This window comes from Streptomyces glomeratus, assembly GCF_021462825.1.
Taxonomy (GTDB): Bacteria; Actinomycetota; Actinomycetes; order Streptomycetales; family Streptomycetaceae; genus Streptomyces; species Streptomyces glomeratus.
In genome coordinates this window covers 86,615-109,904 of record NZ_JAKEEB010000012.1, presented here as the reverse complement: position 1 = coordinate 109,904, position 23,290 = coordinate 86,615, and the positions used below count along the sequence as shown (strand labels likewise).

Sequence of the window (23,290 nt, the reverse complement as noted above, 5' to 3'; positions counted from 1 at the left end):
TTCTGATACTCCGTCAGATTTACCGGGCGGCGGCGTCGCGCCCCTCGAGGACCGCCATCGCCGCGTTGTGCCCCGGCACCCCGCTCACACCGCCGCCGCGCACCGCGCCCGCGCCGCACAGCAGGACGTTGGCATGGCGCGTCTCCACGCCCCAGCGGCCCGTGCCCTCCTGCGCGTACGGCCAGGCCAGCTCTCGGTGGAAGATGTTGCCGCCGGGCAGCCGCAGCTCCCGCTCCAGGTCGAGCGGGGTCTTGGCCTCGATGCAGGGGCGCCCCTGCGCGTCCGTGGCCAGGCAGTCCTCGAGCGGCTCGGCGAGGTGGGCGTCCAGCTGGGCCAGCGTCGACTTCACCAGCTCCTCCCGCACCCCGTCGTTGTCGCGTTCGAAGAGCCGTGCGGGCGTGTGCAGACCGAAGAGGGTGAGGGTCTGGTAGCCCCGCTCGACGAGGTCGCGGCCGAGGATGGTGGGGTCGGTGAGCGAGTGGCAGTAGATCTCCGAGGGCGGCGCGGTGGGCGGCGTCCCCGCGGCCGCCTCGGCATGCGCGGTGGCCAGCTGCTCGTACCCCTCGGCGATGTGGAAGGTCCCCGAGAAGGCCTCGCGCGGATCGACGGAGGGGTCACGCAGCGCGGGCAGCCGGGTGAGCAGCATGTTCACCTTCAGCTGGGCGCCCTCGGCCGGGGCGGGAGGGGTGTCGCCGGTCAGCCGGGCCAGATCCTGCGGCGAGGCGTTCACGAGGACGTGCCGGGCGGAGACGGTGCCGTCGCCGCCCTCGGTGCGGAACGCGACCTCCGCGGTGCGCCCGTCGCTCTCGATCCGAACCGCCTCGTGTCCGGTGGCGATCACCGCACCCGCGGCACGCGCGGCCGCCGCCAGCGCGTCGGTCAGCGCACCCATGCCGCCGACCGGGACGTCCCAGGCGCCGGTACCGCCGCCGATCACGTGATAGAGGAAGCAGCGGTTCTGCCGCAGCGAGGCGTCGTGGGCGTCGGCGAAGGTGCCGATGAGCGCGTCGGTCAGGACGACTCCGCGGACCAGGTCGTCGGCGAAGTACTCCTCGACGGCGGCGCCGATCGGCTCCTCGAAGAGCACCCGCCACGCCTCCTCGTCGTCGACACGGCGCCGCAGCTCGTCCCGGGTGGGCAGGGGCTCGGTGAGGGTGGGGAAGACACGCTGGGCGAACCGCCCGGTCATCCCGTAGAAGCGCTGCCACGCCTCGTACTCGCGGTCGGAACCGGTGAGCCGGGCGAACGCCTCCCGGGTGCGCCGCTCGCCGCCGCCGACGAGGAGGCCGGTGGGGCGTCCGCCGCGCTCGACGGGGGTGTACGAGGACACGGTGCGCCCGCGCACCCGGAAGTCCAGGTCCAGATCTCGGACGATCTTCCTCGGCAACAGGCTGACCAGGTACGAGTAGCGCGACAGCCGCGCGTCGACCCCGTCGAACGGGCGGGTGGAGACGGCGGCTCCCCCGGTGTGGTCCAGCCGCTCGAGCACCAGTACGGATCGCCCGGCCCGGGCGAGATAGGCGGCGGCCACCAGCCCGTTGTGCCCGCCGCCGACGATCACAGCGTCGTATTCCTCGCGTCCCTCGTGTGCAGCCATATCTCTTGGTAGCACGCCATGATCCGCCCGTGCCAGAGCAGGGCCGCACAGGATCCGGACGTGTTCCAGAAGTCGGTGACCTGCGTGGTTAGCCGTCCGGGGAACTGCGGCGGGCGGCCGTCCGGATGGCGAGGTCTGCTTGAAGCGGCCGATGCCGCACTCCACCGCATGCCGGGCCTTGCGGTCCTGTGGTCCTGTCGGTCCAACGCGCGCGGACGGCCGCCAAGGCCCTGCGACGCTTGCGATCGCGGACCTGATCAGCCGGTTCCGGGATCGCGGTCCTGGCGGGGGCCGGTGGTGGACGTCGTCGTGTCGTGTCGGGCGTTGACGGCGGGCACGGCCAAGCGGGCGTCAGCGTCCGTCGCAGGCAGGGCGGACAGGCCTGCGGTCAGGGCCGCAGCTCACTGGCCGATCCAGAGGAGTTGGTCCGTGTACCAGCGGCCGGCGCCGTACGCGCGCAGGAGGCTCACGTCGATCCACCGGCCGTCGAAGCGGACGTACCGGTCCCGCCCGTCCCAGCGGTCGCTCACGCCGTACCCATGGTGCTGGTGACCGGGGCGGCCGTCGGTCGTGAACCGTCCGCCGTAGCTGTACCAGCCGTCGTCATATTCGCCTTCCTGCAAGCGGCCGTAGCCGTAGCCGCCTGCGTCGTGATCGTCACGGATGCCGCGCTGGACGGTGACGGTGGCCGCCTGGCTGTGCGCGGCGCCTTCCATGACCGCTGCGGACGCCGCACCGCCGGTACCGAGCACGGCTCCACCGGTCAGCACCGCAGAAGCAACAGCGATCCGGGCGTGCCTCGTCAATCTCTTCATGGTCAGCTCCTTGTCACATATCAACCGCCCTGACTGAACGGCGCGGGACTCACCGGCGCCAACTGCCCCACCGCGCAAGCCCGCAGGCCCGCAAGCCCGCGGGAAGACCCCCGGCTTCCTCCGCCGTGCGCGGGTGGGTCAATCGAGGGGGTCGGTGATGTCGCGCAGGGTGGTCAGGGCGATGGGGTACATGCGTGCCTTGATGGTGCCGAGGGTGTCGCCGGCCTTGCTCAGTTGTACCCGGGCGATATCCATAGCCGTGGAGCGGACGGCGTCCTCGGTGACGGCGTGGTCGACGATGCCGGCGGTCTCGGCGTCGGTGCCACCGTAGCGGCGGCCGGTGACCATGGCTTCGTGGGCGGTCTGCGGCACGAGTCGGGACTGGATCAGGGCGGACATGCCGCGGGTGAAGGGGATGTTGATGTCGACTTCGGGCAGGCACCAGAAGCCGCGGTCGGCGCGCATGACGCGGAAGTCGTGGGCGAGGGAGAGCATCGCGCCGGCGGCGAAAGCGTGTCCCTGGAGGGCGGCGACGGTGATCACCGGCAGGGACAGCACGCGGGCGAAGAGTGCGTGGACGGAGACGAAGTAGTCCTCGTACCGGTCGCCATGGGCGCTGAGCCAGTCCAGGTCCAGGCCGTTGGAGAAGAACTTGCCGGTGGCGGCGGTGACCAGGGCACGTGGTCCTTCGGCTTTCTCCACCTCGTCCAGGGCGGCGTTGACGGAGGCGAGCCAGTCGGGGTGGAAGCGGTTCTCGTCGTCCCCGATGTCGAGTAGGAAGACGTTGTCCTGGCGGTCGAGGGTGGGCATGCGGACTCCTGGGGTTGCGGGGCGGGAAAAATGGTGCGGGGGCTGCAGCGGGGTGAGAAGAGCCGATGGGTGGGGTCCGGTGCGGGACTCACCGGGAAGCAGTCCGGACCGAACCAGCCGGCCATCGGGGAATGCGCCATGCCAACGGTTCCGAGGACCCCGGAGGCGGGGCCACCACGGGCTGCGATCAGGTCCCGGACGGGCCGGGCGCCGCGCCCTACTGACGCCGCGCGGCCTTGGCCGCCTCCAGGTGGGAAGGTCCGGCGGCGGCCAGGCTCCCGGAGGAGGCCACGGCCACCGACGGTTCGGCTGCGCGCCTGCGGACGGTCGATCCGGCAACGGCGAGCAGCGCCAGCACGATCACTATGACGCCGTACCACATCGTCGTGGTGCGCAGTCCGTGGGACGGCACGGCCAGCCCCGCCACCACCGCGGGAACGCTGAAGGCGAGGTAGCTGACGACGTAGACGGAGGCGAACAGCTTCGCCCGCTCCGTGGGACCGGCCAGTACCGCGAGCGAGCCGAAGGAGCCCAGGAAGGAGCTGCCCCAGCCGACGCCGGCGAGGGCGGTTCCGAGGAAGAACAGCGGCGTCGAGGGTCCGACGAGGGCGAGCAGGGTGAGACCGGTCCCCACGGCGAGGGCCACGCACCCGACGGCCATCACCCGCTTCGGCGCGAGGTTGCGCACCAGCAGCGAGGCGACGGTTCCGGCGCTGTAGAGCGTGGTCACCACCAGGGCACCGACCAGATGGCTGCCGATGTGCAGGATCCCTACGGCCAGCGAGGGGCCGAGTGAGAGGTAGAGCCCACTGATCGCCCAGGTGGCGATGAGGCAGGGCGTGGTCGCCAGGAAGGTCCGCCGCCCGTGGTGCGGCACGGCCATCTGCGGCCGGAGCGAGGCCCAGGCGCCCGGGCGGGGTGTGACCGGCTCGGGCAGGAAGTACACCGCCGCGGTCAACAGCAGGAAGACGGCGATGAGCAGGACGAAGACCAGCGTCGTGGGGGCGGGGGCGTACTGCACCAGCAGTCCGGTGCCCAGCGCCCCGAGGGCCAGTCCGGCGGCCGGGGCCGCGCTGTTGAGCAGCGAGCCGAGGCGTGATGTGGGTGACGGCTGCAGGTCCATCAGCCCGGCGCTGATGGCCCCCGTCGCCGCACCTGTCGCCAGCCCCTGCAGGATGCGCGCCACCAGCAACAGCCCGACACCGTCGGCGGTGAGGAACACGGCCATGGACGCGGCCTCGACGATCAGCGCGGCAGCGAGCACGGGCCGCCTGCCGATGTGGTCGGAGAGTCCGCCGACCATCAGCAGCGCGACCAGCAGGGCCAGGGCGTAGACCGCGAAGATCGTGGTGAGCACGGTCGGCGAGAAGCCCCAGCGGTGCTGGTACACCACGTAGAGCGGGGAAGGCGCGCTGGCCGCGACGAAGAGGGCAAACAGTGTGACGGCCTTGAGCCAGAAGCCGACTGGGCGTGAAAGCCGCCCCGGCTGGCGCCGGTGCTGGGTGTGCATTTCGGTGGTTCTCCCGGTAGTGGTGGGGGGCGATTCGCTTCGGCGAGGGTGCGGGCAGGCGCAGCGCGGCGGTGTCACCGGCTTCTGAGGGCACAGCCCTGACCAGGCAAAGCGATCGTTGTGCTCGAGGCCCGGTACACCGCCCTGCGCTACTTGGCGTTGGACGGCACCGACCAGGCCGGCCATGAGGAGCAGGGCCGCATGGTCCGCCGTCATCTGGCGGCAGAAGCACGCTGCCGGCGAACGGATACGCGAGGTGGCCGGCAGGGCGTAGTTGCCTGAGGCGGCACTAGGCAGGCAGGGCCTCTCGTATCGCCTGAGCGGTGGCAGTCGCGTCGTAGCCCTCGGGGACGCCTGCGACCAGGATGATGTCGCTTTTCACGTGCCGTGAGCGCAGCGGTGCGATCTCCCGGTAGGCGGGTGAGTCCCACCAGGACCGCGCCTCGGCGACCCCGGGAAAGCCGACGACTACGACGTCGCCGGGCCAGCCGCCCTCCTTCACCTCGTGCTGCGTGGCGTGCACGAGGAAGCGGCCGCCGTACGGCTCAAAGGTGGCGGTGATGCGTTCGAGGTACTCGGCGATCTCCAGGTGCGGGGCGGCTTCCTGCAGGTGAGCTATGACGTAGGCGGCCATGGCGTCTCTTCCGGTCGGTCGGGCTCCGTATCTCGACGAAGCCCGGACGGAAAGTCCGTTCAACGGACTTTTTTCTTTTGGTCGAAGTGCACACTTCCCGAGTTCGAGCCATATACCAACCTGCTCTGTGCACTAACGTCCATGAGACTCCCGCCAAAAGCCACTGTCAAGCGCGCATATCTCCAGCCGTGCTAAAGTCCACTGAGCGGACTTGCTTGCTTGGAGTCGCGCTGCCATAGCAGCATGGCCTGCAGCGGAGGAACGTCATGGCGTCGGAAAAGACACAGGTGGTCACCCGGGTGACCGCGATCCTCAACGCGATCGCCCTGCACGGCGCACAGGGCGCGCGATTGCTGGACCTTGCCCAGGAGACGGGCATCGCGCGGCCCACGGTGCACCGGATCCTCCAGGAGCTGGCGGAAGCCGGCTTCGTCGAACAGCGCGCATCCCGGCGGTATGGCCTCGGCTCCGCCCTGTACTTGCTGGGGCTGGGCGCCCCGTCACCCATCAATGACTTCGCCGGTCTCAAGAAGGTGGTCCATCGCCTGGCCGATCAGACCGGGGACGCGGTGTATGTCGCCATACGGCGGCTCGACGGTGTGCACTATCTGATGCGCGCCGACGGCTCCTATCCCATCAGGGCGGAGATCGTGGAAGTGGGCGAGACGGTGCCCTTGGGGGTTACTTTTGCCGGCGTCGCCCTGCTTTCTTGGCATGAACCGGAAGCGGTCGAGGCCCAGTTGCTGGCGAACGAGCGTCTGCGGCGCAGGATGAAGGCTGTGGAGATGTCGGATGTCCAGGACACCGTCACCGCCGTACGTCAGGCCATCACGCAAGTGCACGAGCGCGGCTACTTCTTCGACAAGGACACCGTGCTGCACGGCGTCTCCGGAATGGCCGCGCCGATCCCCTCGAAGACCTCTGAGCCGTATATGGCCATCACCATCTCGGCGATCAACGACCGGCTCCCCCCTGCACGTGTCGACGAACTGGCCCCTTTGCTGCTGGAAGCAGCCCGAGAGATCGGCACGTTCATCCGATGAGCGCCCGGCTTCGAGGATCTCCTCGGCGGTCTTCGCCGGTGCCGGTGAAGACCCACAGCAGGGGCGGGTCATGCCCTCCATCGCACTCGCAGCGACGGGTATGACCCGCTGCCCCATAACCACACCCCTTGCGGCCAACCGGGCGGCACGTCACTGACGGACGTGCCGGCACATGAGCGCAATGGCGGGCCCCCGACCACGGGGCGGCTCACGCCCGCGACAGCCGGAGTCGGCCCCGGACTCACGGCACTCCTGCGCTCGCCGCCCCTTCAGCAGCGGGGCGAGCACGCTCGGCACCGCGCAGACACTTCCCGTCCACCGCGATCGCCGGGCGCTGTGCCCGGCATCGCCTCCCGCAAGCCATGCTGCTGCGAGAGCGCGAATCAAGGCAATTAAGTCCACTCAATGGACTTTTGATTTCCGGCGACACGGACGCTTGACAGCGGCCTTTAGCAGGCGTCTCATGGGGTTGCGTGTACAGGGCAGGTATGTATTGAGCCCTACGAATGTGCACTTCAATCAGAAATTGAGTCCATTGAATGGACTTTCTTGCGGTCTCACATTTGCAAGGAGCCGTCATGAGCAGGACAGAGCTGGCCGGCGGAGTCGTTGAAGGAACCATCACTGTCGACGGGGTCGAGGTGCGGTACTTCGATTCCGTCGCAGACCACTTCGCGACCGGGGAGAGCAGCCGCCATCCCCTCGTGCTCGTGCACGGAACCGGCGGGAGCACCAGGGCGCACTACGGCTACCTGTTTCCCCTGCTGGCCGGGCGGCAGCGCGTCGTGGCAGTCGACTTCGCCCCACCGGTCCCCACACAGGGTCCGCTGACGCTGGAGCACCTGGAGCGGCAGGTCGTCGCGGTCCTCGACGCGGTACTTCCCGACCGCCCGGTCACGCTCGTGGGCTACTCACTGGGCGCCGTCGTCGCGGCCGCGGTCGCCGCCCGCCACCCGCAGACAGTGCGGAACCTGGTGCTCGTGGCCGGTTGGATGAAGACCGATGCACACCAGGAGCTCCGCAACAAGGTGTGGCAGCGACTGCGCGAGGAGCGTTCCCAGGCCCTCGGCGACTACATGGCCTTCTGCGCCTTCTCGGGACCGTTCCTGGTGGCGTCCCAGGCCCTCGGCGACTCCTCGCCCGCTCTCACGGCCTTCGAGCCGAACGCCTTCACCGACGTGCAGATGAAGCTGAACCGCACCATCGACATCTCCGGCCTGGTGCCCTCCATCGCAGCTACCACCCTGGTCATCGGCTGCACTCACGACCAGATGGTGCCGAAGTGGCACAGCAAGGCGCTGTTCGCCTCGATCCCGGACGCCCGCTACACCGAAATCACATCCGGCCACGCCGTCGTCATCGAGCGTCCCGCCCAACTCGTGCAGATCATCGACCAGTTCACTGACGCACCGTCACGAGACGCCGCCGGTGACATCGTCGCCACCGCCCGCCCGTAGCAGCCCGATCACAAAGGGAGGGTTCGCATGAACCCCAGCACCGAACCGCAGCACCCCGGCACCGCTGACGTCGAGGTCGTCATCATCGGCACCGGCTTCGGCGGCCTGGCCATGGGCGCTCAGCTCAAGCGTCACGGCCGGGAGTCCTTCGTGCTCCTGGAGCGTGCCGATGACGTCGCCGGCACCTGGCGCGACAACACCTACCCGGGCGCCGCCTGTGACGTGCCCTCACACCTCTACTCCTTCTCGTTCCGCCCGAACCCCGAGTGGTCGCGCTTCTTCTCACCGGGCCCGGAAATCCTGCAGTACCTGCGTGACACCGCACACGCAGAAGGACTCCTGCCGCACATCCGGTTCGGAACCAATGTCGAGGACGCCCGGTGGGACGCCGCCGCCCAGCGGTGGACGGTCACCACGTCGCAAGGCGTCTTCACCGGGCGCTTCCTGGTGACGGCGACCGGCCACCTCAGCGACGAGGCCCTTCCCCCGATCAAGGGCCTGGACGGCTTCACCGGCGACGTCTTCCACTCGGCCCGCTGGAACCACGAGGTCCCCCTGGAAGGCAAGCGGATCGGCGTCATCGGATCCGGAGCCACAGCGGTACAGCTGGTGCCCGAACTCGCCAAGACTGCCTCCGAACTGGTGGTGTTCCAGCGCAGCGCCCAGTACGTCACCCCGCGCCCGGACCGCGCATACACCGAGAGCGAAAAGCAGCTCTTCCGCCGCGACCCGGACGCGATGGCCGACCACCGTTCGGAGATCTTCTGGTTCCTGGAGTCCCGCTACGCGGAGCGACGCGCCGTACCCGACATCCTCGACAAGGCAAGGTCACAAGCGCTGAACCATCTGGAGCGGCAGGTCAAGGACCCAGAGCTGCGCGCCAGACTGACACCCGACTACGAGCTCGGCTGCAAGCGCGTCCTGATCTCCGACACCTACTATCCGGCACTGACCCGGGACAACGTCACCCTGGAAGCCTCCGCCCTCGACCACGTCGAAGGCAGCAAAGCCATCTCCAGAGACGGCAACACATACGAACTCGACGTACTGGTCTTCTGCACCGGCTTCGAAACCGCCGAGCCGCCCTACGCGCGCCTCGTCCACGACGCGAACGGCATCTCCCTGTCGGACCACTGGGCACAAGGCATGGAAGCATTCGCCTCGACCACGGTCGCCGGCTTCCCCAACCTCTTCATCATCAACGGACCCAACACCGGCCTCGGCCACAACTCGATTGTCTACATCATCGAGGCACAGGTCGACTACATCCTGGGCGCTCTCGACTGGAGCCGCGCCAACGGCAACCACGTCCTGGACGTGTCCGCCCGGGCCCAGGAGCGCTACGTGGACGAACTCCAGCAGCGCAGTGACGGTACGGTCTGGCTCTCAAACGGCTGCAAGAGCTGGTACATCGATCCGCGAAGCGGTCGGCTGACCCTGATCTGGCCGAACTTCGCACACGAATTCCGGTACCGCAACGGCACGTTCGACTCAGCCCCGTATACCGCGGCCGAGACTTCCGCAGCACGTTAGCCACCGTGCTGCCCTGCCCCGTGTCGGCACCTCCCGGAGCCGCCGACACGGGTCCGGTTCGGCGGGAGGCCGCGCGGCGAGGTGGTTTCGGACAGTAGCGCAGTGCTCGGCCTGGGCCGCGTGCTGGCGGACCAAGCTCACACTGCGGCGGCTTGCGCCGCTGCCGGGGACGTCGAAGCCGGCCGCCGACTGCCGTGGGGCGCGCTGCGCGGCCGTTGCGGGTGCGATCTCTCACTTTCATGTGCAGCACACACCATCATCACGATCCCATCGATCGTCGGCGAATACCGCTTCCCGACAAGCGACCCTGGGCAAGGCAGTTCACAATGAGCAAGGTGAAGAAGATGCGCGCGATCAGTCAGGATGTCCTCGGTGGTCCCGAGGTCCTCAAGCTGGTCGAGATGGAGCGGCCGGCCCCGCGCCCGAACGAGGTGCTGGTCCGGGTGCGCGCCGCCGGGGTGAACCCGACCGACTGGAAGCACCGGGCCGACGGCCGCATGCTGGGCAAGCCACCGTTCGTCCTCGGCTGGGACGTCTCCGGCGTCATCGAGGAGACCGGCATCGGCGTCGCCCTGTTCACGCCCGGCGACGAGGTCTTCGGCCTGCTGCCCTACCCCTTCGGGCACGGCTCGCACGCCGAGTACGTCACCGGCCCCGCCCGCGCCTTCACGCTGAAGCCGTCCGCGATAGACCACATCCAGGCGGGCGCGCTGCCGACGGCATCACTGACCGCGTGGCAGGCACTGGTGGAGCTGGCCGAGCTGCGGGCGGGGCAGCGTGTGCTGATCCATGCGGCGGCCGGCGGAGTCGGCCACACCGCCGTGCAGATCGCCAAGGCGCAGGGCGCCTACGTGATCGGCACCGCGAGCGCCGGCAAGCACGACTTCCTGCGCGAGCTCGGCGTCGACGAGGCCGTCGACTACCGGACGACCGACTTCACAGAGGCCGTACGGGACGTCGACGTGGTGCTCGACACAATCGGAGGCGACACCTCCGTCCGCTCCCTGCGCGTAGTGCGCCCGGGGGGACTGGTGGTCTCCATCCTGCCGGTCGGGCCGGACGAGTTCTATACGGACGCCGGGCAGTTCGGTGTCCGCGCCGCCAGGATGCTCGTCGACGCCGATCACTACGGAATGAAGGCCATCGCGGACCTCGTCGAGGCGGGCAGACTGCGCGCCACGATCGCCCGCACCTTTCCGCTGGCGGAGGCCGCCAAAGCGCACGCGATCAGCGAAATGGGCCGCACATCGGGCAAGCTGGTCCTCGTGGTCGACTAGTAGAGGCGGGAGACCTGGTAGTGGCTGATGTACCAGCCCTCCCCCAAGCGCTCGACCAGCACACTGAGGCAGACACCGAGGGTGGGCCGGTCGGTGAACGAGAAGTCGACGGCCAGCCAGCCGAGCACGAGGCCGTCGGCGGGGCCTCTGGTCTCCAGAATGCGGTAGGCGGCCGTCATCCCGGGTGGCTGGGCGTCGTAGTAGGCGGCGATACCCGGCCTCCCGACGCTGTAGGGGCGCAGCCCCTGGAAGATCGCGTCGTCCGTGAACTGGGCCGCGACCTGCTCGGGATCGTGACGGTCGACGGCGGCCTTCCACCGGTCGAGGACACCACGGAGGATCGCTTCCCTGTCCGTGCTGCGGTTCATGAGTGTCCTCCTTTTCCGCTCAGTGGCCGGCGCTCATGCCGCCGTCGACGTGGAGGATCTCGCCGGTGACGAACGGGGCGTTCTCCAGGTAGACGACCGCTTCCACGATGTCGCTCGGCTCACCCATCCGGCGCACCGGGTGCAGGGCCGCGAGGGCCTCGTGGGTCTCCTCGGGGTGCATGGGAGTCTTGATGGTGCCCGGCGCGACGGCGTTGACGCGAATGCCGCGCGTGGCGTACTCGATGGCGAGCGACTTGGTGGCGGACTGCAGGCCACCCTTGGTCAGCGAGGCCAGCACGGACGGAACTCGGGAGTCCGCGTTGTCGACCAGGCTGGTGGTGATGGTGACGACGTGGCCTCCGCCCTGGGCGAGCATCTGCTGGACGGCCGGCTGAGTGATGTGGAAGAAGCCGGTGAGGTTCACTCCGGTCACGGCGGCGTAGTCGTCCTCGGTGTAGTCGGTGAACGGCTTGGCGACGAAGATGCCCGCGTTGTTGACCAGGGTGTCGATACGGCCGAACCGCTCGACGCCGGCGGCGATGACACGTTCGGCGGTGGCGGGGTCGGCGATGTCGCCCTGGACCGTGAGGACGCCCGGGTCGCCGGAGGGGGCGATGGTGCGGGAGGTGGCGACGACGGCGTGGCCGAGCTTGCGGTAGGCGCCGACAAGGCCGGCGCCGATGCCCTGCGAAGCCCCGGTGATCAGGGCGACCTTCTGATGCTGAGTGCTCATGATGTCCTTCTTCGGGGGAAGTGGAGGGTCCCGACCGGACCGGTCGGCAACTAGGTGACCGGTCGACTATTGGACGTTAGGCAGGCGCCGGACGAGAAGTCAAAGGGCGGCGGGGCCGGGCCGGGACCGGCATCCTCCCAGCTGGTAGACGCAGGCTCCCAGCCCAGGTCAGCGGGTTGCAGCACCGCCGGGACGGGGAGGTGCGGCGGCGCCGGCGTGGGGCTGACGCCGGTGCGGGTCACCCTCGGGCAGCCAGGCGTCCGGACCGTGGATGCCGAAGTCGCCGTCGTCGTCACAGAGGGCGTCGACGACGGCGAGCACCGCGGCACGGACCTCGCCGCGGCGCCACACCAGTGACCAGGTCCAGTAGATCTCCGGCGTGCCGACGGGGCGCCGGACGAGGTCGGATGGCAGCGGGGTGGTCTGGCCCTTGGGCGAGTTGATGACCGGACGGCTGCTGCGGCGGACGTGGTCGAAGAACGCGGGGCCGGTGATACCGCCGTCGGAGATGCGCACCGCGCGGGCCCCGGTCCGGTGAGCCAGGTCTTCGGCGTAGACGTTCCAGGACGACCAGGAGGTGGTGTCGTCGTCGAGGAGGACGACGGTGTCCCGGGCGGCCACTTCGCGCGTGTCGTCGCCGGTGGCGACGGCGTACAGGCGGTCGGCGCCGAGGAGCCGGGCCTGCAGGCCGCGGCGTTCGAGGTCGTCGGTGCGCACCCAGCACACCGCCAGATCCAGGCTCCCGTCGGCGACCCGAGCGGCCTGGGCGTGCGAGGGCGCAACCCAGGCGTCGATGTGGACCCTGGCCACTGCGGCGGTGCGGGCGTCGAGGTCGGGCGGAAGCCAGTTCACGTAGCCGAGCCGGATCGGTTCCGATCCGGACAGACGACGGGCGCGATGCCGGAGGTCTTCGGCGCGTTCCAGCAGGGCGCGGGCGTGCGGGAGCAGGTCGGAACCGGCCGGGGTGAGGGCCACCGAGCGGCGGTCACGGTCGAACAGACGCACCCCGAGGTCGCGTTCGAGTGCCTTGATCTGCTGGGACAGGGAGGGGCCCGCGATCAGCAGGCGCTCGGCGGCGCGGCCGAAGTTCAGCTCCTCGGCGACCGCGACGAAGTACCGCAGCTGACGCAGTTCCACGCTCGTCATGCTACGTCCGTGCGAGGCTGCGCCTACCAGCAGGGAGCACGCCGGTCGTGGCGTTCGCGGCGCCGGCGGTCAGACGATGAGGGCGTCAACCGAGCCCGCCGATCGGAGCAGGACCATGCGAGAGTTCCTCGTCGACATCGTCACCACCGTCCCCGAGGGCATGGGCCAGGACGAGGTCGACCGGCGGCGCGCCGCCGAAGCCGTCCGTGCCCGGGAACTGGCCGCCGCCGGCCATCTGGTCCGGCTGTGGCGCCCGGCCGGTGAGCTGCGCAGCGTCGGCGTCTGGCGGGCTGCCGACGAGGAGGAACTCCGGGAGAAGGTGCTCGGCACGCTCCCGCTGCGCCCGTGGATGACCCTCACCGTCACCGCGCTCGAGTCCCACCCCAACGACCCCGGCCGCACCGACTCCCTGCGGTGACGGCACACGCCCCCGTCTTCGCGCACCCCCGCCGCCCGGACCGGGCGGTCAGACGCGCCGCATCAGACGCCGGCCACCTCGCTCGGTGCGGGGGCGCCGAGCAGAGCCAGGCAGTTCGCCCACAGGGGGCCGAGCCGTCGGGTGTCGTTGTAGAGCTTGGCGAACAGCACCTGACCCTCCAGCTGGGCCACCACCGACCGCGCGGCTTCCCGCGTGTCGGCCACGGTGACCTCCTTGCGGGCAAGCGCCTCGGCGACGACCGACTCGACCATGTCGACCTGTGCGTCGAAGATCTCCTGCAGCCGTCCGCGGATGGCCTCGGTGTGGTTGCTCATCTCCAGCGTGAGGTTCCCGAACAGGCAGCCCGAGACGGTGCCGCAGCTCTGCCGGCCGGCGCGCTGACCGGCCTCCGTCGCCTCGAACAGCAACCGCAGGCGGTGCAGCGGTTCGGCCTCGCTGGTCAGGATGCGCCTCCAGGTGCGCTCCTGGTCGGCCCAGTGCTCGTCGAGGACGGCCAGGGCGAGCGCTTCCTTGGATGCGAAGAAGTAGTAGAAGCTGCCCTTGGGCACACCTGCGGCCTTGCAGATCTCGGCCACGCCCAGGGCGGAGTAGCCGCGCAGTTCGATGAGCGCTTGCGCGGCGCCGAGGATCTTCTCCCTGGCATCGCTGGTCCGTCCCATGGGGGAAGTGTACGACCGGTCGACTATGGCGACGGGACCGGTAGGCCGGGCGCTGCCGCCAGGTGCCCGTCACCCGTCCATGGGCGGCGGTGACGCCATACGGCGCCGTGCGGCGGCGTGGATTTCGGAGGGACCGCGTGCCCACTCGAGCGTGCGGCCGACCGCCGTCGCCACCGGCCGGTCCCAGCAGGAGCGAACGGCCGCGGGACGACGAATGCCGAGCTCGGCCCGCGCCCAGTCGGGAAGGAGCCCGACCGAGGCGTTCATCAGCACGCCCACGACCATCCGCTCCCGTGCGGTACGGCCGAAGCCGCGCAGAAACCGCACGGAGTCCCGAGCGGCCGGTGTGGCGCGCAGCCGGGGGCGGATCCGGCACAGGTAGCGCTCGACCTCCCGCGAGCTGCGCGGCACCTTCCGTGCGCCCAGCGCCTCGGCCACCGGGGCGACCTGACGGTAGTAGGTGTCGCACTCGGAGAGCGTGAGCCGGGCCCGCCGTGGCGCGTACGTCTGATAGCCCGCCAGGAAACTGCTCACCTCCGCGGTGTGCACCCAGGTCAGCAACTCGGGGTCGTCCGCGCGGTACGGCCGGCCGTCCGCAGCGGTGCCGCGCACCCGGGTGTGGATACGCCGGACCAGAGCGATCTCCTGCCGCGCGGCCGGCTCGGAGCCGAAGGTCGTCGTGGTGATGAACCGGGCGGTGGCGATGAGCCGGCCGACCGGGTCGGAGCGGAAGTCGGAGTGCTGGTCGACTCCCGCCATGGCCAGGGGATGCAGGGACTGGAGCATCAGCGCCGCGAAGCCGCCGGTGAGCATGCCGGTCGGATGGCCGTGCACCCGCCAGGCGGGATCACCCGGAGCGATCTTGAGCAGCCCCGGATCACCGGGCGGGCCCTCGTACCGTTCCAGCCTGAGGTCTCCACCGTGCACGGTCGCCTTGAGCTCGTCCGCGATACGGGCGCGCAGCCCCACCAGCACCTCCACCGTCCGACCCTGTCACTCCTGGGAGCAGACCGCACGCACGGGGGATGGCTGACCATTACCCCGGCGCGCGACACCTGGCGCGAATGGCCGGACACCCCCTAGCGCCGCACCCGGGGCATCCCCAGGCCGATCCAGGAGATGATCTCGCGTTGGATCTCGTTGTTGCCGCCGCCGAAGGTGAAGATCACAGCCGAACGGTAGCCGCGCTCCAGTTCGCCGTGGAGCACGGCGCCCGCCGATCCCTCCTTCAGTGCGCCGGCGGCGGCGACGATCTCCATCAGCCAGGCGTAGGCGTCGCGGCGGGCCTCGGAGCCGTAGACCTTCACGGCGGAGGCCTCCTGTGGGGTGAGCGTGCCGTCCTGGACCGCGCTCACCATCCGCCAGTTGAGGAGTTTCATCGCGTCCAGCCTGGTGTGGGTCCGGGCGAGCAGACGCCGGACCCAGGGCAGGTCGATCACCCGGCGGCCGTCGACGAGCTTTGCCTCCATGGCCCAGCGCTGCACATCGTGCAGGGCGCGGATCGCCATGGTGCCGTGCGCTGCCAGGGTGACGCGCTCGTGGTTGAGCTGGTTGGTGATCAGCCGCCAGCCCTGGTTCTCCTCCCCGACGCGGTGGGAGACGGGGACGCGGACGTTCTCGTAGTAGCTCGCGGTGGTGTCGTGGGAGGCGAGGGTGCGGATCAGGGTGCAGGAGTAGCCCGGGTCGGTGGTCGGCACGAGCAGCATGGTGATGCCCTGGTGCGGCGGGGCGCCGGGGTCGGTGCGCACGGCGAGCCACACCCAGTCCGCGGTGTCGCCGTTGGTGGTCCAGATCTTCTGGCCGTTGACGACGTATGTGTCGCCGTCCCGCACCGCGCGGGTCTTCAGGGACGCCAGGTCCGTGCCCGCATCGGGCTCGCTGTAGCCGATCGCGAAGTCGAGCTCGCCCGAGAGGATCCCGGGCAGGAAGCGGGCCTTCTGTTCCTCCGTACCGAACCGCATGAGCGTGGGGCCCACCGTGTTGAGCGCCATCAGCGGCAGCGGTACGCCCGCCTGCGCGGCCTCGTCGAAGAAGATGAACTGCTCCATCGCGCCCAGCCCGCGCCCGCCGTACTCCTTCGGCCAGCCGACGCCGAGCCAGCCGTCGCGGCCCAGGCGGCGGATGGTGTCGCGGTAGAAGCGCTTCTGGGCGGCCGGGTCGCCGTGGCGGGCGTAGGCGTTGTCCGGCACGAGTTCGGCGAAGTAGCCGCGTAGTTCGGTGCGCAACCGCTGCTGCTCGGGCGTGTAGTCGAGATGCACGGCGCCTCCAGGCTCCCCAAGGCCGGTCCTGACGGCGCACACCGTAGAACGTGTTTCAGAAATTGGGAATGCCGGTGCGCCGGCCCGCAAGGGGCCGCCCCCTCCCGTACCGGCCTACCAGGTACCCGCCCGGCCGGCCCGCTCGCCCCGTCAGCCGAGTGTCGCCAGGAAGCCGGAACAGGCCCGGGCGCACTCCCGGCAGGACCGCGCGGCCTGCGCGCCACCGGGGTCCGCGTCGAAGACGTGCGCGCTCTCCAGACAGACGGCCAGGCACCACTCCACCTCGCCGCGGATACGAGCCACGTCCTGGGGCCCTTGGTCGGACAGCACCCGGCAGGTCGTGTCGCAGACCTCCGCGCACATGATTCCCTTGCGCCGCAGGACTTCCTGGTCGTAGGGCCCCTCCGTCTCCGCGAGGCTCGCGCGCAGCGCGCACGCCCGCGCACACTCGGTGCAGGCCAGCGCGCAGGCGAAGCGATCCTCCAGGAAGCGGTAGACCTCCTGTTGGGATGTGGTCACGGCGGAGCGGGTAGCCGGTGCCGGGCCCGTCAAACCCCTGCCCCGGGGCGGCCGTCGTTTTTCCGTCCCCGCGCAGGGCACTCGGGGCCGTGGTGAGCGATGACATACGCGGATCGACGGACGGAGGTGGACCGTGCCCGGACGACAGGAGCTGCCGTCGACGCTGGAGCGCTCTCCCGAGGACGCCCAGCGCACCTGGATCAAGGCCCATGACTCGGCGGTGGAGCAGTACGGCGAGGGCGAACGGGCGCACCGTGTGGCATTCGGCGCGCTCAAGCACAAGTACGAGAAGATCGGCGACCACTGGGAGCGCAAGGAGGGCGGCCGCAAGGGCCCCTCGGACCCCCGCTCCGCACGGCCCCGGCAGCAGGGCGGGCGCAGTGGCGAGGGCGTCGACGAGAACGCGTCGAAGGAGCACCTCTACGACGTGGCCAAGCGCCTCGGCGTCGACGGGCGGTCCCGGATGTCGAAGGCGGAGCTGCTGGAGGCGATCCGCAAGGCGAACCGTTCGAAGACCCGGTCCGCGCGCTCGTGAGGGGTGCGGGTGAGCGGGTTCACCGAAGGGCCCAGGGGTACCCGCGTGCCATGAGTACCGAGTCGATGAATCTCGCCGTGACCCATGGCCTGCTGGTCGGCATCGGGCCCTTCGTCGCGGGCCTGGCCGTGGTGGCGCTGTTGATCGGTGCCTTCCGGATGGGCGCCCGCGTCCGGCGCCGGGAGCCCGCGCCGCCCCGCCCCGAGGAGCAGCCGAGGCTGCCCGAAGGGGGCCCGGTGCGCCGGGTCAGGGAGAACCGTGAGCCCGACGAGGTGCCCAGGAGCCGTCGCCGTCTCACGCCGCAGGAGCTGAAGGCGCACGGCAATCTCGGGTCCCGGACGAGCGCGTCGGCCGAGCGACCCCGCTGGGACGGGGGCAGCAGTGGCGCGTTCGGCAGCGGCGGGCCGGGCGGCCGCCGCTGACCCCCATCTGTGGCCGATGTACAGAGGAAGTGAGATCCATGGCCGACCACGGCCGCGGCACCCTGCCGCTGCCCGACTACGACCATCTGCCGGTCGGCAGCCTGGAGAGCCGCATACGTGCCCTGAGCGCCGGCGAGGTGGAGGAACTGCTCGCGTACGAGCGCGCACACGCCGATCGGGCGCCCGTGACCGCGCTGCTGTCGGCACGCCTGGAGCAGTTGCGCTCCGGCGCCGAGCCGACCTCCGGCGACCCCGGCGCGCTGCGTCCCGAGGAGAGCCGGAGCAGCGCGGGTTCCCCGGTGTCTCCCGCCACCTCACCCGAGCCCATGAGCCCCCCGCCGCACGGGACTCCCGACCAGCGGGGGAAGCCGAAGGGCGACCGCCCGAGGGGCTGAGCGGCGGTCGGCGGACTGACGGGCGCCGTCTGGGCGCGGCGCCCGTCAGTCCGTCGTCCCCGGCGCCGTGTGGGAGGTGACCAGGTCCGGCGTGAGGTAGGCGTCGGGCCGTTCGAAGTCCTTGAGCGTGGCCGGGCGGCCGGTCAGGCCCGTGCGGACGAAGTCGTAGCCCGTCAGTACGTTGAGCGCCCAGTTCGTCATGGTGCGCATGCGGGCCGGAACCGTGCGCAGGGCACCGAGGTGGTAGCCGCGCGCGACGAACTGCGCGGGCGGCCCGGTGAGCTGCACGCCGACCGGCTTGGAGACGGCCTGGAGGCCGCCGAGGTCGACGACGAGGCCCAGGTCACGGTGGCGGTAGGCGCTGCGCGGTGTGCCGTGCAACGTCGCCGCGACGTTCTTCGCGGCGGCCCAGCCCTGGCGCACGGCGTGCTGGGCGGTCGGCGGGCAGACCGCGTCGGCTCCCTTGGCGAGATCGGGCACCGCGGCGGCGTCCCCCAGGCCGAAGACGCCGTCCAGGCCCGGCACGGTCAGATCGGGGCGGACGACCAGCCGGCCGCGGTCGGTCTCGGCGTCCAGCGTGGCGATCAGCGGGCTGGGCGCGACCCCCGCGGTCCAGATCAGGGTGTGACACGGCAGGGTGCGGCCGTCGGTGAAGGTGACGGTGTCCCGCCGGGCCTCGGCGACGGAGACCCCGAGGGATATGTCGAGGCCGCGCCGCCTGAGGATGGCGAGGGCCCGCGCGCCCAGCCGTTCGCCGAGTTCCGGCATGAGCGTGGGCGCGATGTCGATGAGGTGCCATTTGATGAGTGACGGGTCGAGGCCCGGGTAGCGCCGCACGGCGGCGGTGGTGAGGTGGTGCAGACAGGCGGCGGTCTCGGTCCCCGCGTAGCCGCCGCCCACGACCACGAACCGCAGCCGGGTCTCGCGCTCGGCCCGGTCGGAACTCGCCGCCGCGAGGTCGAGCTGGGAGATGACGTGGTCCCGGATCCAGGCCGCCTCCGCGAGCGTCTTCATCCCGACCGCGTGCCGATCGACTCCGGGGATGTCGAACTGCCGTGTCACACTGCCCGGTGCCAGCACCAGGTAGTCGTAGTGCTCCACGGTCGTCTCACCGTTGATCTTCCGCACCACGACGGCCTTGGCGCAGGGGTCGACGCCGACGGCACCACCGGGGACGACGACCGTGCGGCGCAGCAGCCGGCGCAGGCTGACCGCGACCGACTGCGGGGTGAGGATGCCGGCCGCGACCTGCGGGAGCAGCGGCAGATAGAGCTGGTGGTCGTAGGGTGTGACGAGCCTGAGCGCGGCCTCGGCGGGCTTGAGGATCCGCTCCAGTCTGCGTGCGGTCTCCATCCCGGCGAATCCGCCACCGACGATCAGGATCCGGGGCACGGTCATCACAGGTCCCTCCAGGCGGAGACGTCGACGCCTGCCACGCTAGGGAACCCCCGCGGGGCCCGCCACCGCGCCGTCGACGCCCCGTGCCCCGGCGCATTCCGCCGTCCGCGACGCGGCCGCCCCCGGCGACGGCGGGTCCTCCGCGCGGCGGCCGGCGGCTGATTGCGCCGATCGGGGCCTGCGTGTGGGGAGTCCCGAACTCGGCGCCGGAGCGCCGCCGTTGGGCGGCTGCGATGCCCAGGAGACAGCCGCATCCACCACGCCCCGCGCCCGTACACGCCCGGGAACGTCCACGCACGTGACCAGCGCCCCTCGAACACGGATACTGCCGACAGTGGCTCACCGCTCACGGCCACCGAGACCGAGACCGAAGACTGCCAGGCACGTCAGGAGGCTCCCATGAAGATGCTGATCAACGTCCCGGAGACGGTGGTCTCGGACGCGCTGCGGGGCATGGCGGCCGCGCATCCCGAACTGACCGTCGACGTGGAGAACCGGGTGATCGTACGGCGGGACGCCCCGGTCGCGGGGCAGGTCGCGCTGATCTCCGGCGGCGGCTCGGGGCACGAGCCGCTGCACGGCGGCTTCGTGGGCCCGGGAATGCTCTCGGCGGCGTGCCCCGGCGAGGTGTTCACCTCCCCTGTGCCGGACCAGATGGTGCGCGCCGCCGCAGCCGTGGACAGTGGCGCGGGCGTGCTGTTCATCGTGAAGAACTACACCGGTGACGTGCTCAACTTCGACATGGCGGCCGAGCTCGCCGAGGACGAGGGCATCCAGGTCGCCAAGGTACTGGTGAACGATGACGTCGCCGTCACCGACAGCCTCTTCACGGCGGGCCGGCGCGGCACCGGTGCCACTCTGTTCGTGGAGAAGATCGCTGGGGCGGCCGCGGACGAGGGGCAGCCGCTGGAGCGTGTGGAGTCCGTCGCCCGGCAGGTCAACGAGAACTCGCGCAGCTTCGGTGTGGCCCTCAGCGCGTGCACCACGCCCGCGAAGGGCACCCCCACCTTCGATCTCCCGCCGGGCGAACTGGAGTTGGGCATCGGCATCCACGGTGAGCCCGGGCGTGAGCGGCGGCCGATGATGACCTCGCGCGAGATCGCCGACTTCTCGGTGAACGCCGTCCTCGACGACTTGGAGCCACACAATCCCGTACTGGTCCTGGTCAACGGGATGGGCGCCACCCCTCTGCTGGAGCTGTACGGCTACAGCGCCGAGGTGCAGCGGGTGCTGGCCGAGCGCGGGGTCGCCGTCGCCCGCACCCTGGTCGGAAACTACGTCACCTCCCTCGACATGGCGGGCGCGTCGGTCACCCTGTGCCAGGTCGACGAGGAACTGCTGCGGCTGTGGGACGCGCCGGTCAGCACGCCGGGCCTGCGCTGGGGCAGGTGAGCCTCCGGCGCGCACGTGCCACGGAACTGTGAGTGAGGTCAACGTCCGTACCAAGCAAGGAGATCCAGTGCTCGACGCCGACTTCTTCCGCCGCTGGATGACGGCGGCCGCCGTGTCCGTCGACCGTGAGGCGGAGCGACTGACCGCGCTCGACTCGCCGATCGGCGACGCCGACCACGGCGCCAATCTGCAACGCGGTTTCCGTGCGGTCACGGCCGCGCTGGAGAAGGAGGCGCCGGCCACTCCGGGCGCGGTCCTCCAGCTCGCGGGCCGGCAGCTGATCTCGACGGTCGGTGGCGCCTCCGGTCCGCTGTACGGCACGCTGCTGCGCCGCACCGGCAAGGCGCTCGGCGACGACGGGGAGGTCACCGAGGAGCAGCTGGCTCAGGCGCTGCGGGCGGGCGTGGACGGGGTCATGGCGCTCGGCGGAGCGGCGCCCGGCGACAAGACCATGGTCGATGCCCTGGTGCCCGCGGTGGACGGGCTGGCCACCTCGTTCGGGGCGGCCGCGGAGGCCGCGGAGGAGGGGGCCGTCGCAACGACACCGTTGCAGGCCCGCAAGGGCCGGGCGAGTTATCTGGGCGAGCGCAGCATCGGGCACCAGGACCCCGGTGCCACGTCCTCGGCCCTGCTGATCGCCGCACTCGTGGAGGCAGCCGGTGAGTGAGACCTCCGACAAGCTGGTCGGCATCGTGCTCGTCTCGCACAGTGCCGCAGTCGCCGAGTCGGTCGCGGAACTGGCGAAAGGCCTGGCGGGCGGCTCCACGGCGGTGCCCGTCGCCCCGGCGGGCGGCACGGTCGACGGTGGGCTCGGCACCAGTTCCGAGCTGGTCTCCGCGGCGGCCGCCGCCGTGGACCGGGGGGCCGGGGTGGCCGTGCTCGCGGATCTGGGCAGCGCCGTCCTCACCGTGAAGGCGCTGCTCGCCGAGGGAGACGAACTCCCCGAGAACACCCGGCTGGTCGACGCCCCCTTCGTGGAGGGCGCGGTCGCCGCGGTCGTCACGGCCTCGGCGGGCGCCGATCTGACGGCGGTGGCGGCGGCGGCGGCGGAGGCGTACACGTACCGCAAGGAATGACGCGGAAACGGCGCCGCGCAGCAGGAAGGCGGGAGAGGTGACGGCGCGTTGGAGAGCCGTGGCCAGGGACGCCCCTGGCCACGGCTTCCGCGCGGACGCCTGCGCCGGTCCGCCGGATTCAGTTCTCCGCCAGGAACCTCCGTAACAGTTCCTGCCCTTGGGACACGGCCACCCGGTGGTTCTCGAGCGGCACGGCGCGGGAGCCGCGGAAGACGATGTACGTCACCGGGCCGTCCGTTCCGCCGGTGCGTGGATCGGCGTTGATGCCGAGGGCCCGTGCGGTGGCGTAGGAGGCCTCGCCGATGACGTCTTTGGGGCCGGTGTCGGCGACGACCGTGTACACGATGCGGCTCCCGTGAACGACGGCGGCGACGGAACCGCCGCCGATGCCGTACGCCCGGTGGTCCCAGATGCTGCTCGCGCCGGGCACCACGAGGTACGGCAGGGTTTCGGCGCTCGGGTACCGCCCGTCGGACTGCCGGTAGGTGGTGGCGGGGCTGAAGTACGGGTCGGTCCGGGAGTTGCAGCGGATGCCGGGGCGCCCATCGCAGTCGATGTCCATGTCGGCCGTCCAGAACACGGCGCCGCGGGCGCCGCAGACGGATATGTCGGCCGGGGCTCCCCGGTCGCTGCGGTAGCGGCCGTGGGATATGCGGAGGCAGTCGCGTGCCTTGGCCAGCAGGTCGGCGGCGCGGACGACGCCCTGCCGGCGTTCCTGGGGGTGGGCGGGGGGAAGAGTGGCGGGGACGAGCAGGGCGGCGCCGGCGACGGCCAGCGCGAGTGACGGGACGAGCACGATGCGGGCCCCTCTCCTGGGGGTGGACGATCACCTCCCACCGTGGTCCCGCTGTCCGGCGCGCGTCCAGCGGAGGGGGCCGGACGGAGCATGGGCCCGTGGGGCGGCCGAGCGACGGGACCGGACGGGGACCCGGCGCTCGGCCGCGCTCGCCGGCGCGGGATCAGCGACGACAGCGGACCGCACCGTCGGCACGAACCGCCTTGGAAGCCAGGCGAGTTCACGCCGCTTCGGATCAAGCATACGTATCCCGGGCCGGAGTGCGCCGGACATCGCCCTTCCTCTTGACGGCATCGCGCCCGCCCGCCGGGCTCGACGGGCCGATCACCCCTCAGGCGATCACTCCACCCGCGCGCGATGACAACGCCGAATCAGCGACACCGATGCGTGGGCCGATATTCCCGGAGCCACACGAACACCTATAGCCTCACCACCACCACTGCCGGCAAGAAAGGGCCGGCTCGACAGGGTTTTCCGG

25 protein-coding genes are annotated in these 23,290 nt (G+C 70.8%); 11 read left to right on the top strand and 14 right to left on the bottom strand.

Annotation, left to right across the window (positions count from 1 at the left end; genetic code table 11):
• Nucleotides 1-19: 19 nt before the first annotated feature.
• From LZ604_RS17060 to LZ604_RS17040, 5 genes are all read right to left on the bottom strand, one after another.
• Nucleotides 20-1,597: a phytoene desaturase family protein gene (locus LZ604_RS17060; protein ID WP_234515992.1), complete on the bottom strand. Its 1,578-nt coding sequence runs from the start codon at nucleotides 1,595-1,597 to the stop codon at nucleotides 20-22.
• Nucleotides 1,598-1,998: 401 nt separating this feature from the next.
• Nucleotides 1,999-2,412, bottom strand: a complete 414-nt coding sequence (locus LZ604_RS17055) for a hypothetical protein (protein ID WP_234515990.1) — start codon at nucleotides 2,410-2,412, stop codon at nucleotides 1,999-2,001.
• Between the two features lie 138 nt (nucleotides 2,413-2,550).
• Complete coding sequence (locus LZ604_RS17050) at nucleotides 2,551-3,222, bottom strand: enoyl-CoA hydratase-related protein (protein ID WP_234515989.1); 672 nt, start codon at nucleotides 3,220-3,222, stop codon at nucleotides 2,551-2,553.
• 217 nt (nucleotides 3,223-3,439) lie between these two features.
• Complete coding sequence (locus tag LZ604_RS17045; RefSeq protein ID WP_234515987.1) at nucleotides 3,440-4,732, bottom strand: MFS transporter; 1,293 nt, start codon at nucleotides 4,730-4,732, stop codon at nucleotides 3,440-3,442.
• Between the two features lie 289 nt (nucleotides 4,733-5,021).
• Nucleotides 5,022-5,366: a DUF1330 domain-containing protein gene (locus LZ604_RS17040; RefSeq protein ID WP_234515986.1), complete on the bottom strand. Its 345-nt coding sequence runs from the start codon at nucleotides 5,364-5,366 to the stop codon at nucleotides 5,022-5,024.
• Between the two features lie 266 nt (nucleotides 5,367-5,632).
• Here LZ604_RS17040 and LZ604_RS17035 point away from each other — a divergent pair, with 266 nt between their 5' ends.
• The 4 genes from LZ604_RS17035 to LZ604_RS17020 all read left to right on the top strand — a co-directional run bounded on the left by LZ604_RS17035 (nucleotide 5,633) and on the right by LZ604_RS17020 (nucleotide 10,676).
• Complete coding sequence (locus LZ604_RS17035) at nucleotides 5,633-6,409, top strand: IclR family transcriptional regulator (protein ID WP_234515985.1); 777 nt, start codon at nucleotides 5,633-5,635, stop codon at nucleotides 6,407-6,409.
• Nucleotides 6,410-6,987: 578 nt separating this feature from the next.
• A complete protein-coding gene (locus tag LZ604_RS17030; RefSeq protein ID WP_234515983.1) occupies nucleotides 6,988-7,866 on the top strand; it encodes an alpha/beta fold hydrolase in 879 nt (292 codons plus the stop codon).
• A gap of 27 nt (nucleotides 7,867-7,893) precedes the next feature.
• Nucleotides 7,894-9,399, top strand: coding sequence for a flavin-containing monooxygenase (locus LZ604_RS17025; protein ID WP_234515982.1), 1,506 nt, complete (start codon nucleotides 7,894-7,896; stop codon nucleotides 9,397-9,399).
• A 326-nt stretch (nucleotides 9,400-9,725) separates the two neighbouring features.
• On the top strand, nucleotides 9,726-10,676 hold the full coding sequence (locus LZ604_RS17020) for an NADP-dependent oxidoreductase (protein WP_234515980.1): 951 nt from the start codon (nucleotides 9,726-9,728) through the stop codon (nucleotides 10,674-10,676).
• Here the strand turns inward: LZ604_RS17020 and LZ604_RS17015 are convergent.
• From LZ604_RS17015 to LZ604_RS17005, 3 genes are all read right to left on the bottom strand, one after another.
• Entirely contained in the window at nucleotides 10,673-11,044 is a 372-nt protein-coding gene (locus tag LZ604_RS17015; protein WP_234515979.1) for a YybH family protein, read from the bottom strand. The two genes, LZ604_RS17020 and LZ604_RS17015, sit on opposite strands and share 4 nt — an antisense overlap.
• 19 nt (nucleotides 11,045-11,063) lie before the next feature.
• Nucleotides 11,064-11,777, bottom strand: coding sequence for an SDR family NAD(P)-dependent oxidoreductase (locus LZ604_RS17010; protein ID WP_234515978.1), 714 nt, complete (start codon nucleotides 11,775-11,777; stop codon nucleotides 11,064-11,066).
• Between the two features lie 168 nt (nucleotides 11,778-11,945).
• Nucleotides 11,946-12,923 (bottom strand): LysR family transcriptional regulator, encoded by a 978-nt coding sequence (locus tag LZ604_RS17005; RefSeq protein WP_234515976.1) that lies wholly within the window; start codon nucleotides 12,921-12,923, stop codon nucleotides 11,946-11,948.
• 115 nt (nucleotides 12,924-13,038) lie between these two features.
• On the opposite strand from LZ604_RS17005, the gene LZ604_RS17000 reads away from it, so the two are divergent.
• On the top strand, nucleotides 13,039-13,341 hold the full coding sequence (locus tag LZ604_RS17000; protein WP_234515974.1) for a muconolactone Delta-isomerase family protein: 303 nt from the start codon (nucleotides 13,039-13,041) through the stop codon (nucleotides 13,339-13,341).
• Nucleotides 13,342-13,403: 62 nt separating this feature from the next.
• Here LZ604_RS17000 and LZ604_RS16995 read toward each other — a convergent pair whose 3' ends face one another.
• From LZ604_RS16995 to LZ604_RS16980, 4 genes are all read right to left on the bottom strand, one after another.
• Nucleotides 13,404-14,021, bottom strand: coding sequence for a TetR/AcrR family transcriptional regulator (locus tag LZ604_RS16995; protein WP_234515972.1), 618 nt, complete (start codon nucleotides 14,019-14,021; stop codon nucleotides 13,404-13,406).
• Nucleotides 14,022-14,090: 69 nt separating this feature from the next.
• Entirely contained in the window at nucleotides 14,091-15,002 is a 912-nt protein-coding gene (locus tag LZ604_RS16990; protein ID WP_234515970.1) for an oxygenase MpaB family protein, read from the bottom strand.
• 98 nt (nucleotides 15,003-15,100) lie between these two features.
• Complete coding sequence (locus LZ604_RS16985) at nucleotides 15,101-16,279, bottom strand: acyl-CoA dehydrogenase family protein (RefSeq protein ID WP_234515969.1); 1,179 nt, start codon at nucleotides 16,277-16,279, stop codon at nucleotides 15,101-15,103.
• A 150-nt stretch (nucleotides 16,280-16,429) separates the two neighbouring features.
• Complete coding sequence (locus tag LZ604_RS16980; protein ID WP_234515968.1) at nucleotides 16,430-16,798, bottom strand: four-helix bundle copper-binding protein; 369 nt, start codon at nucleotides 16,796-16,798, stop codon at nucleotides 16,430-16,432.
• 133 nt (nucleotides 16,799-16,931) lie between these two features.
• On the opposite strand from LZ604_RS16980, the gene LZ604_RS16975 reads away from it, so the two are divergent.
• The 3 genes from LZ604_RS16975 to LZ604_RS16965 are packed head-to-tail and all read left to right on the top strand — an operon-like array spanning nucleotide 16,932 to nucleotide 18,150.
• Entirely contained in the window at nucleotides 16,932-17,333 is a 402-nt protein-coding gene (locus LZ604_RS16975) for a ChaB family protein (RefSeq protein WP_234515967.1), read from the top strand.
• A gap of 50 nt (nucleotides 17,334-17,383) precedes the next feature.
• Nucleotides 17,384-17,755, top strand: a complete 372-nt coding sequence (locus LZ604_RS16970; protein ID WP_234515966.1) for a DUF6479 family protein — start codon at nucleotides 17,384-17,386, stop codon at nucleotides 17,753-17,755.
• Nucleotides 17,756-17,793: 38 nt separating this feature from the next.
• A complete protein-coding gene (locus tag LZ604_RS16965; protein WP_234515965.1) occupies nucleotides 17,794-18,150 on the top strand; it encodes a DUF8129 domain-containing protein in 357 nt (118 codons plus the stop codon).
• 45 nt (nucleotides 18,151-18,195) lie between these two features.
• Here the strand turns inward: LZ604_RS16965 and LZ604_RS16960 are convergent, their stop codons facing one another.
• On the bottom strand, nucleotides 18,196-19,548 hold the full coding sequence (locus LZ604_RS16960; protein ID WP_234515964.1) for an NAD(P)/FAD-dependent oxidoreductase: 1,353 nt from the start codon (nucleotides 19,546-19,548) through the stop codon (nucleotides 18,196-18,198).
• Between the two features lie 399 nt (nucleotides 19,549-19,947).
• Between LZ604_RS16960 and dhaK the strand changes: the two genes are divergently transcribed.
• The 3 genes from dhaK to LZ604_RS16945 all read left to right on the top strand — a co-directional run bounded on the left by dhaK (nucleotide 19,948) and on the right by LZ604_RS16945 (nucleotide 22,016).
• A complete protein-coding gene (gene dhaK, locus LZ604_RS16955; RefSeq protein ID WP_234515963.1) occupies nucleotides 19,948-20,940 on the top strand; it encodes a dihydroxyacetone kinase subunit DhaK in 993 nt (330 codons plus the stop codon).
• A gap of 67 nt (nucleotides 20,941-21,007) precedes the next feature.
• Nucleotides 21,008-21,607, top strand: coding sequence for a dihydroxyacetone kinase subunit DhaL (gene dhaL / locus LZ604_RS16950; protein WP_234515962.1), 600 nt, complete (start codon nucleotides 21,008-21,010; stop codon nucleotides 21,605-21,607).
• Entirely contained in the window at nucleotides 21,600-22,016 is a 417-nt protein-coding gene (locus LZ604_RS16945; RefSeq protein ID WP_234515960.1) for a PTS-dependent dihydroxyacetone kinase phosphotransferase subunit DhaM, read from the top strand. The genes dhaL and LZ604_RS16945 overlap by 8 nt, the downstream gene beginning before the upstream one ends.
• Nucleotides 22,017-22,134: 118 nt before the next feature.
• Here LZ604_RS16945 and LZ604_RS16940 read toward each other — a convergent pair whose 3' ends face one another.
• Nucleotides 22,135-22,812 (bottom strand): glycoside hydrolase family 75 protein, encoded by a 678-nt coding sequence (locus LZ604_RS16940; protein ID WP_234515958.1) that lies wholly within the window; start codon nucleotides 22,810-22,812, stop codon nucleotides 22,135-22,137.
• Between the last annotated feature and the right edge of the window lie 478 nt (nucleotides 22,813-23,290).

Excerpts from the sequence above, each read along its gene's own strand:
- LZ604_RS17060 (WP_234515992.1), bottom strand. The coding sequence starts at position 1,597 with ATGGCTGCACACGAGGGACGCGAGGAATACGACGCTGTGATCGTCGGC.
- LZ604_RS17055 (WP_234515990.1), bottom strand. The coding sequence starts at position 2,412 with ATGAAGAGATTGACGAGGCACGCCCGGATCGCTGTTGCTTCTGCGGTG.
- LZ604_RS17050 (WP_234515989.1), bottom strand. The coding sequence starts at position 3,222 with ATGCCCACCCTCGACCGCCAGGACAACGTCTTCCTACTCGACATCGGG.
- LZ604_RS17045 (WP_234515987.1), bottom strand. The coding sequence starts at position 4,732 with ATGCACACCCAGCACCGGCGCCAGCCGGGGCGGCTTTCACGCCCAGTC.
- LZ604_RS17040 (WP_234515986.1), bottom strand. The coding sequence starts at position 5,366 with ATGGCCGCCTACGTCATAGCTCACCTGCAGGAAGCCGCCCCGCACCTG.
- LZ604_RS17035 (WP_234515985.1), top strand. The coding sequence starts at position 5,633 with ATGGCGTCGGAAAAGACACAGGTGGTCACCCGGGTGACCGCGATCCTC.
- LZ604_RS17030 (WP_234515983.1), top strand. The coding sequence starts at position 6,988 with ATGAGCAGGACAGAGCTGGCCGGCGGAGTCGTTGAAGGAACCATCACT.
- LZ604_RS17025 (WP_234515982.1), top strand. The coding sequence starts at position 7,894 with ATGAACCCCAGCACCGAACCGCAGCACCCCGGCACCGCTGACGTCGAG.
- LZ604_RS17020 (WP_234515980.1), top strand. The coding sequence starts at position 9,726 with ATGAGCAAGGTGAAGAAGATGCGCGCGATCAGTCAGGATGTCCTCGGT.
- LZ604_RS17015 (WP_234515979.1), bottom strand. The coding sequence starts at position 11,044 with ATGAACCGCAGCACGGACAGGGAAGCGATCCTCCGTGGTGTCCTCGAC.
- LZ604_RS17010 (WP_234515978.1), bottom strand. The coding sequence starts at position 11,777 with ATGAGCACTCAGCATCAGAAGGTCGCCCTGATCACCGGGGCTTCGCAG.
- LZ604_RS17005 (WP_234515976.1), bottom strand. The coding sequence starts at position 12,923 with ATGACGAGCGTGGAACTGCGTCAGCTGCGGTACTTCGTCGCGGTCGCC.
- LZ604_RS17000 (WP_234515974.1), top strand. The coding sequence starts at position 13,039 with ATGCGAGAGTTCCTCGTCGACATCGTCACCACCGTCCCCGAGGGCATG.
- LZ604_RS16995 (WP_234515972.1), bottom strand. The coding sequence starts at position 14,021 with ATGGGACGGACCAGCGATGCCAGGGAGAAGATCCTCGGCGCCGCGCAA.
- LZ604_RS16970 (WP_234515966.1), top strand. The coding sequence starts at position 17,384 with ATGAGTACCGAGTCGATGAATCTCGCCGTGACCCATGGCCTGCTGGTC.
- LZ604_RS16965 (WP_234515965.1), top strand. The coding sequence starts at position 17,794 with ATGGCCGACCACGGCCGCGGCACCCTGCCGCTGCCCGACTACGACCAT.
- LZ604_RS16960 (WP_234515964.1), bottom strand. The coding sequence starts at position 19,548 with ATGACCGTGCCCCGGATCCTGATCGTCGGTGGCGGATTCGCCGGGATG.
- dhaK (WP_234515963.1), top strand. The coding sequence starts at position 19,948 with ATGAAGATGCTGATCAACGTCCCGGAGACGGTGGTCTCGGACGCGCTG.